This window comes from Brunnivagina elsteri CCALA 953 (assembly GCF_002289455.1).
Classification (GTDB): domain Bacteria; phylum Cyanobacteriota; class Cyanobacteriia; order Cyanobacteriales; family Nostocaceae; genus Brunnivagina; species Brunnivagina elsteri.
The window spans coordinates 1-8,388 of the sequence record NZ_NTFS01000297.1; the positions used below are offsets into that span (position 1 = coordinate 1).

Below are 8,388 nucleotides of genomic sequence, written 5' to 3' on the forward strand. Positions count from 1 at the left end.
GCACGCAACTTCTCTTCGTCAAAGTGGCGTTGGCGAAGCCTGCGCTTTGCGCTTACCTGAAAGGTCTCCCCACCCTTAGCATGATAGTGTTGGTAAGTATATGGTTTGAATATTTTATTTTCTGGAAGTCACTAAAATTAAATATGCTGTAATTGTGCTACCCCAAAGACATATCGCAACAATAAACCAACTACTACTGCTGGTGATTCTAAATGCGGTAAAATTCCCGTATCGGGTATAGTTATGAAATCTTGAATAGCATTTTCATTCAATTTCGTTAACCTTTTTCCTAATTTAACATTAGTAAATTGTGAATTTTCTCCCCAAAATATCACAGTTGGAACTGTTAGCTGTTGAATATATAAACTCAAATCAAAATAAAGGTTCCCACGTAAAAAAGCTAAAGCCGAAAATTTGGCATTTGGTTGTTGTGCTGAATTTAAATAAGCTTGTACCATTTCTTGCGTGACTCGCTCCGACTTTGCAAACAGAAAACGTTCCAAAAAATTACGTACAGCCAATTCATTTTCTGCCCCAAGAGCATAAATAAGACTATCTAAAAAGGGTATATTAATAACTTCAACAGGTAATCTTCTTCCTGAACCTTCACCAAAATCATTAAATCCCGAAGGTGATATTAAAAGCAACTTTTTAAATAAATGAGGTTGATTAATAGCTAAACGAATCGTCAAAGCTGCTGTCAATGAAGATGCAATCACAGTTACAGGAACTGTACAAGTTTGACGAATAAATTCACCAATTGTTGTTAGATAATCATTAATTTGATAATTGCGAACTGGATGCTCAGAATCTCCCCAACCAATTAAATCAGGTGCCAAAATTCGATGGGTTGCTGCAAATGCAGGGTAAACTTTTGACCATTCATATGCTGACGCACCACCACCAAAATTATGAAGAAAAACTAATGGGGGTAAATCTTGCTGCTCCTCCCCAGATATTAACCAAGGTGCTTGTGCTTGGGTATAATAAACCATTCTCCCCAGTGATGTTTGAACTATTTTTTGTATAAAGCCAGGTGGTTGAAATTGAAGCATAATAATTAAGCTCAAATTTGTATATAGAAGTCTATGATGTTGCCCATTAACCTGCTGAATCCTCCCTAACCCTCCTTTTCAAGGAGCAAGTAAAATTTATTACCAATTACTACCTGATTTCAATCTAAATCGTCCTAATTCCTCCATTGAGTTAGGAACTTCCAGAAAATAAAATACTCAAATCATATACTTACCAACACTATCACGCGAAGGGTAGGGAGACCCTACCCCTACAATTATGGAAAATTTATTTTTTGGTGTTCCCTTACTCCAAATTCTTAAATCGATTTGCAAACAGTGTTTTGATGCTTAAATTTAAAACTATGATTCCCACATCTTAATATTACTTAATATATAGCTGGTCAACATAGGTAAATGCAAGAAAATACTTAGAAGATTATGAAGAGAAATTAAGGTAATTTAAGATTCAAGTCTTTTTAATATGTAAGTATACGGAAATGAGTATTGTAAATACTATCCTCGATAAATTCATGGTGGTAGTTAGATGAACACTTCAAAAACTCCGAGCCAATTAGGTGTTTCTATCGCGATGGGAGTTGCAGTCATACTTACAAGTATCTGTATCATCACAATTATGAGTATGTTCTAATTCCTATATTCAGATATTTTTCATCAAAACTTTACGAAGTCTTTCTCTTGATTGAGAAAGACTTTTACATTTTAATAAAGATATTCCAAGCTAGAAATCAGAATAGATTGCTAATAACAAAAGAAAACTTTTTGATTTCTTTAATTATAGTTTGGGTTCTTTTGGCATTTTGGCAGAACAGACAAGATGGGATTAGGCTAGTATATTTGCAACAGGCAAACATAGTGATGTAAAAGGGTGCATAAATCGCTAATAGTTCAATTGAATAGTTTAATTGAATGATTTATAGGGTTTTATTTATTTTGCGATATATTCTTGATGTTAGGCTCTGGTTATTGCAATCATGTAGATGTTAGTAAAAAGGTCTAATTTTAGTAATAGATTGCGTTGATATTTACAAAATCAGAATATTTTCAAAAATCCTAATTCCCAAAAATACTTTTCAAAAATAATTGCCAAAATGCGGATATATTCAAATCAATCTCGCTTATTTTGTCTTGATTTTCTCAAAGCTGTCAGTATTGTGGCAATCGTTTCTTATAATTCGATTTTTGTACCAATATCTACATACCAAAATCATGCTGATTTTTTGGAAACTTTATTTACACCTTTGAGATTTTGCATTCCGGTATTTTTGACAATTTCATTTTTTTTATTAGGAAAACAGTTAGATAACCAAGGTAATAAAAAGAAATCAAGCTTATTATTTGAGCATTTACAGCATGTTTTTATTTTGACTCTATTTTGGTTTGCGATCGCATCAATTTTCAAGTTTGCAAGTGGTAATTCCATTCTCCAAATTTGCAGAGACATTTACCAAGGTAAAATTTTTCCTGACTCATATTATTTTTTGGTAATTCTGCAATTATTTCCAATTTATTTTGTATTTAAACGTTGGTTGCATTCAAATTATAGTGTTTTACTATTAATAGTGCTGCAATGGTTGATATTTTTTGGAATTTATATTAGTCTAACGAGTAGTTCAACACAAGGAATAGTAGAGGTTCTAAAAAACCTTAATCATCCTTTAATTATCTATTGGTTAGTTTATATTGCCCTTGGTATATTTATTTATAGACAATTTAATTTAATCGCATCAATATCAAAAGGAATAGAATTATCAACCAAAGTATTTTTATTATGCTTGATGTCGATTATTTTGATGTTCGATTATCAGTGGTTAATTAAAATCACAAACGGCACAATGCAACCATTTGATTATGCGACTATATCTTGTATCATTAGCGCGATCGCAATGTTTTTATGTTTTGCATCGATACAGGAGACTCATTTATCTGTACTAGGAGAATTTTTGATTAAGCTGCTCTCGAAATATAGTTTGGGAATCTTCTGTATTAATGGAATATTGTCGCAAGTATTTTTTTATGTTGGAACCAAATTATTTTATCAAGCAAGTTTTAGTTTAATTGAAATATTAGTTATCAAAGTAATTAGTTGGATAGTTCTACTGGCTTTGTCTCTGAGTTTATCGGTTTTGTTAGCGCGATTTGGATTGAAAAAGATGGTTTGTTAATTAGGGTAATAAAGGAAATTATTTTCGACATAATTCCAACATAATATTTGTAAATATAAACATGGAAAATATAGAGAGACGCGATATATCGCGTCTCTCCAGTTCCAAAACCCAAAATCCAAAATCTAATTTATCCTCCACCAACAATAGTGACAACTTCCAATTTATCTCCCTCTTTAACTTGGGTTGATTCCCAAAATTGACGGTGTAAAATTTCACCATTGTATTCAACTGCGACAAGACGAGGATTAAAACCCAACTGTTGGAGTAATTCAGGTAAAGCTATTTGTGCAGCACAATTGCGGGTTTCCCCATTTACCTGAAGATTGATTTGACTAAACATGGGAATTAGGAACTTATAATGAAATGACTACGATGGAATTGACGGTTGAATTCGATGTAATTGGGAAATTAAATACTGAGTAACTAAAGTTGGTTGCTCTGCTTGCATCAAACTCCGTACAACTGCGACACGATTAGCACCAGCATCAATGACATCGTTGATATTAGTTGTATCAATACCACCAATAGCAAACCAGGGAACAGAACTATTATTCATTGCATAGCGCACATATTCCAAGCCCACAGCAGCTTTCCCTTCCTTGGTTGGAGTCTCATATACTGGTCCTACACCGATGTAATCGGCACCTTCCGCGATAGCCCGTTGCATTTCGTCAGAATTTGTGGTAGAACGACCAATTAAGCGCTGTGGTCCGAGTAATTGCCTAGCTGTTGCAATCGGCATGTCCTCTTGTCCTAAATGTACACCATCAGCATCTACCGCTAACGCCAAATCCACGCGATCGTTAATAATAAATAAGGCACCGTAGTGGTGGCAAAGTTGGCAAAGTTGCTTGGCATTTTCTAGACGCAAGCTATCCAAAGCATCTTTATCACGGTACTGAACTAGGGTAAGTCCACCTTTTAGTGCAGCTTCCACAGTTTCCAGTAAATTTTCGGCGGGGGAGGTGACAAAATAGAGATGCGATCGCAATAGCAGTTGATACCGTTCGTAACCCATGAGATTGGTTTCCAGGGTATAGACTCGATAGCGCATTTGCTTGCAGGCTTTACCCATATCTGGATGATAAAGCTTACCGTATTCCTCCAACACCCGTAAAGCCTCTTGAACTCGGCAAAAATTCGCCAAAAGTACCGCTTTAATACTCGAACGTTCTTCCTCATGGGGATGGGAAAGTTCAGTACCAATATCACCCTGGGTATCCCGTGCAGCACGCAATTCCACAGAATGCCAAGCTGCTATCTCTTGTCGCAATTGCTTGCATTCATTCGCCATTTGGGCATTATTTAACCCAAAACGACACCATTCTTCCAGGATTCGCAAGCCTTCACGCGCACGATCTAAATTAGCATCTAAAATGCGGTAAACAACTTGCTGGATTTGCTCTTTTTGGCTGTATGGGTTCACCATTACAACAATCCCATTAGTGCTTTTATCGTACCAGCCAGTCTGTTTCATATTGCTAGTATTTTTTGCATTTGTTTTCTAAGTTTTTACTAAACTTGCTAGATCGAGGTTAAAAACAAAGATTTTTCTCTGTAATTATTTATCTATCTTCGTATCAAAAAATACTGGTATTTAAATATTGCGATCGCATGATATAGACATATCCACGATAAAGGTATAAAAAAGTGTTGTTGGCTAAAGGAGTGCAGAAAAAGTGATTTACCCCTATTTTGTGTCCAATTTTGTGTTTAAAATGTCTGAGAAAGAGAAAGTACCAGCTCCTTGGTTGGTGAAAAAGTACAAATCATCAGGTTTCCTGAAGACAAGTTTGTTAAAATCGTTTTTCCGTTGTTCGGTTTTATTGGTTAGCTTCAGCATTGGTGTTGCCAGTACAACGTTGTTACATCCTTCCCCAGAATCTGCTATTGCGGAAACACCAAATCGACTAGGCAAACAGCAAGCGAAAGTAAATCAGGGTGAGAGAACAATTTCTCAGGTTAATGTCGTGTTTGTCAACCCAAGTGTCGGAGATGACAAAGTTGGGAATGGTAGCGAACAAACTCCTTTGAAGACAATTACCCGTGCGATTGAGGTTGCGGCACCAAACAGTACAATTATCCTTGCCCAAGGTACATACAGTTCTGTAACAGGTGAAGTATTCCCTTTGATACTCAAACCGGGAATTACAATTCAAGGCGACGTTAGAACCAAAGGACGTGGTACTGTCATCCAGGGTGGAGACGATTACCTCAGCCGTAGCTTTGGGAAGCAAAACGTGGGGATTGTTGCGGCAAATAATACCACGGTGACAGGGATAACGGTGACAAATCCGAATCCACGTGGTTATGGAATGTTAATTGAATCGGCAAATGCCGTTATTAGTGAAAATATATTTGCTGGTTCTACTCAAGATGGTATTTCGGTGACGGGTAATGCTGCACCAACAATTAGTAAAAATTATTTTTATCAAAATAAAGCAAACGGGTTGACAGTTTCCGGTAATGCTCGTGGGGAAATCAGAGAAAATATTTTTCAACAAACCGGATTTGGGATAAACATTGCCCAAAATGCCGAACCATTGGTAATCGGCAATCAAATTCAATACAATCGGGCAGGAATAGTTATCCAAGCAAATGCCCGTCCAAAATTACGCAATAACCAAATTCTTAGTAATCGGGAAGATGGATTAGTCGTAATAGCCCAAGCAATGCCAGATTTGGGGAATGCAAACGAATCTGGGGGGAATGAATTTCGGAATAATGCCCGTTACGACATCAACGCTAGCGCATCCAAACAATTATTCAGTGCCTTTGGGAATCGAATAGCGAGCGATCGCATAGCTGGTAAAGTTGACCTAAGCGGTAATGGGAATAGTGCGAATGTAGGTGCGATAATCGCGCAAAGTGTGCCAGTAAGACCACAATTACGGCTGCAAAATCAGCTACAACCGCAACAAACAACCCAAACCATCACATCAGGTAACGAGATTACTTTCGCTGCCCCCAATGCCCCAGCAGAGACTAACAGTAATCTTTCTCGCACCAATACCCTGAGAAATAACCGCAGGATTTCCAAATCAGCATTAACCGTAAATCCAGGTATGAATGGCTTAAACAGTCAGTTGATGCCCTTGCAAGCTGCCAACACAATGTTAAACACAGCATCGAACATAGCTACATCCGCACCAAAAGTCCCAACAGCAAGAACTTCAGAGAGAAACATAAATCCACAAAACGGATTTCCCACTCCCTCTAATTTGCCTACAAATCAAAGAGAAATATCCGATACAGCCCAAATCAACTACGTGCGGATTAACCCAGGAACCATAGAATTTTCAGCATCGCAAACGGGAGCAATGCAACCACTGCAACCCATCCAAACCATTCCCGCAGCACCAATGCCATATAATTCTCCCTCCCTAGTTGCCTCCGTAGGGAATGCAATGGTAAATACTGCTACAGGGATACGATATCGAGTCATAGTACCCGCAACCAGCGACAGAGACGAAGAAATGGTACGTTTTTTAGCTCCTGGTGCATTCCGTACCAACCGACAAGGGCAAGCAGTAATTCAAGTTGGAGTATTCAGCAACACATTCAACGCCGAACAAATGTTAAGAGTTTTAAATAATAACGGCTTAAAAGGTGCGATCGAACCATTAAACTAAAACTCCATATTCCTCCATATTCCTCTGCGTACCTCCGCGTGAACCTCTGCGCGACTCTGCGTTTAAAAGCAATAAAATTCGGGAAAACAATAAAATTAGGGCAAACAACCGTTTGCCCCTACAATTTTTTGGTGTTGCCCCGATTCATAATTACTGGTAACAAATACTGCGTCAATGTATACGCATCCACACCCAACTCCGTGCGCTCCTGGGCTGCCAAAATTCCCGCTTGTGCGTGCCACCAAGCTGCTGTCGCGACAATTTGTGCGATCGCAACATCTTTATTTACCCCTTGTGCTAACAAACCACCCAGCAACCCAGTTAAGACATCCCCACTACCTCCACGGGCAAGGGCTGGAGTGCTTTCAGGCACAATCCAGATATGACCATCAGAATTTGCGATCGCAGTTCTCGCACCTTTCAATAAAACAATCGCACCACTCTGTTTTGCTGCCTCCCGCACCGCTTCAATCCGATTATTTGCAGCGTCGGGAATGTCGGGAAATAAGCGTTTAAATTCACCCGTATGTGGTGTAATTACGGTGGGAGAATGTCTTTTTTTTAATATATTGATAGCTCCCCCCTTGGCAAGGGGGGAGTTGAGGGGGGTTTCCATATTTGCAAGAATATTCAATCCATCAGCATCAATCACTAATGGATCGGTACTTGCTAAAACCTGCTTGATAACTGGAGCAGCATCAATTGTTAAACCTGGACCACATGCGATCGCGCTAAAGGAATCCAAACGGGTATTTGCAGGCAATTCTAATTGAGAAATAGCTCCCGTTTCCGTCTCTGGACAACCTATAATCAAGGCTTCCGGTAATTGTGCCACCAACAAAGATTTCAGCGATTCCGGTACAGCAATCGAAAGCATTCCCACACCACTTGCTCTTGCACCTAACCCAGTTAAAATTGCCCCTCCTGCATATCTTCGCGAACCGCAGATTAAGAGTAAATGTCCTTCTTTATACTTATGTGTTACAGATGGACGGGGTAAAGGCAAAGTAGAAAGGGCAGTTTTTCGAGTAATTCTATGTATTCTCCTAGTAGTATTTAAAACATTTTCCACATCTGCCCAGGGAATCCCAAAGTCGATTAATTCAGCTTTGCCAACATATGCCAATGCTCGATCTTGAAATAAACCCAATTTCCACAAACCCAAACACAGGGTATATGTAGCATTAATCGCTGTTCCTAGTACTTCACCCGTATCCGTATGTAAACCCGAAGGTAAATCGATACTAACAACAGGTTTCGACCACCCATTAATGGTATCAATATCAGATGTAATTATCGCATCCGTTAAGTTGCGTTCTAAACCAAAACCAAATAAACCATCAATCAACAGATCACAATTTTGTAAAGCATCGATAGATTGGTGACAGGGAATACCTAGACTTTGGACATATTGCAAATGCTGGGAAGTCAGTTCTTTTAATTTGGGAAAAGGGCAATACATCTCAACTTTGTACCCATGCAAATATAACTCACGGGCAACCACCAAACCATCACCACCATTATGACCTGGACCAACGAGAATACCGATGGGGG

6 protein-coding genes are annotated in these 8,388 nt (G+C 38.5%); 2 read left to right on the plus strand and 4 right to left on the minus strand.

The annotated features are described in order from the left end of the window. Positions 1-137: 137 nt before the first annotated feature. Positions 138-1,055, minus strand: coding sequence for an alpha/beta fold hydrolase (locus tag CK510_RS21705; RefSeq protein WP_095723678.1), 918 nt, complete (start codon positions 1,053-1,055; stop codon positions 138-140). Between the two features lie 1,070 nt (positions 1,056-2,125). Here CK510_RS21705 and CK510_RS21710 point away from each other — a divergent pair. Continuing rightward, on the plus strand, positions 2,126-3,199 hold the full coding sequence (locus CK510_RS21710) for an acyltransferase family protein (protein WP_095723679.1): 1,074 nt from the start codon (positions 2,126-2,128) through the stop codon (positions 3,197-3,199). A 130-nt stretch (positions 3,200-3,329) separates the two neighbouring features. Here the strand turns inward: CK510_RS21710 and thiS are convergent, their stop codons facing one another. Together thiS and CK510_RS21720 are read right to left on the minus strand one after the other, a co-directional pair. Continuing rightward, entirely contained in the window at positions 3,330-3,542 is a 213-nt protein-coding gene (gene thiS, locus CK510_RS21715) for a sulfur carrier protein ThiS (RefSeq protein ID WP_095723680.1), read from the minus strand. Positions 3,543-3,569: 27 nt separating this feature from the next. After that, positions 3,570-4,679: a thiamine phosphate synthase gene (locus CK510_RS21720; RefSeq protein WP_095723681.1), complete on the minus strand. Its 1,110-nt coding sequence runs from the start codon at positions 4,677-4,679 to the stop codon at positions 3,570-3,572. Between the two features lie 241 nt (positions 4,680-4,920). Here CK510_RS21720 and CK510_RS21725 point away from each other — a divergent pair, with 241 nt between their 5' ends. Then, a complete protein-coding gene (locus tag CK510_RS21725; RefSeq protein WP_095723683.1) occupies positions 4,921-6,834 on the plus strand; it encodes a DUF1565 domain-containing protein in 1,914 nt (637 codons plus the stop codon). A 118-nt stretch (positions 6,835-6,952) separates the two neighbouring features. Here the strand turns inward: CK510_RS21725 and CK510_RS21730 are convergent. After that, a partial coding sequence (locus CK510_RS21730) for an NAD(P)H-hydrate dehydratase (protein ID WP_095723682.1) occupies positions 6,953-8,388 on the minus strand: 1,436 nt, incomplete at its 5' end.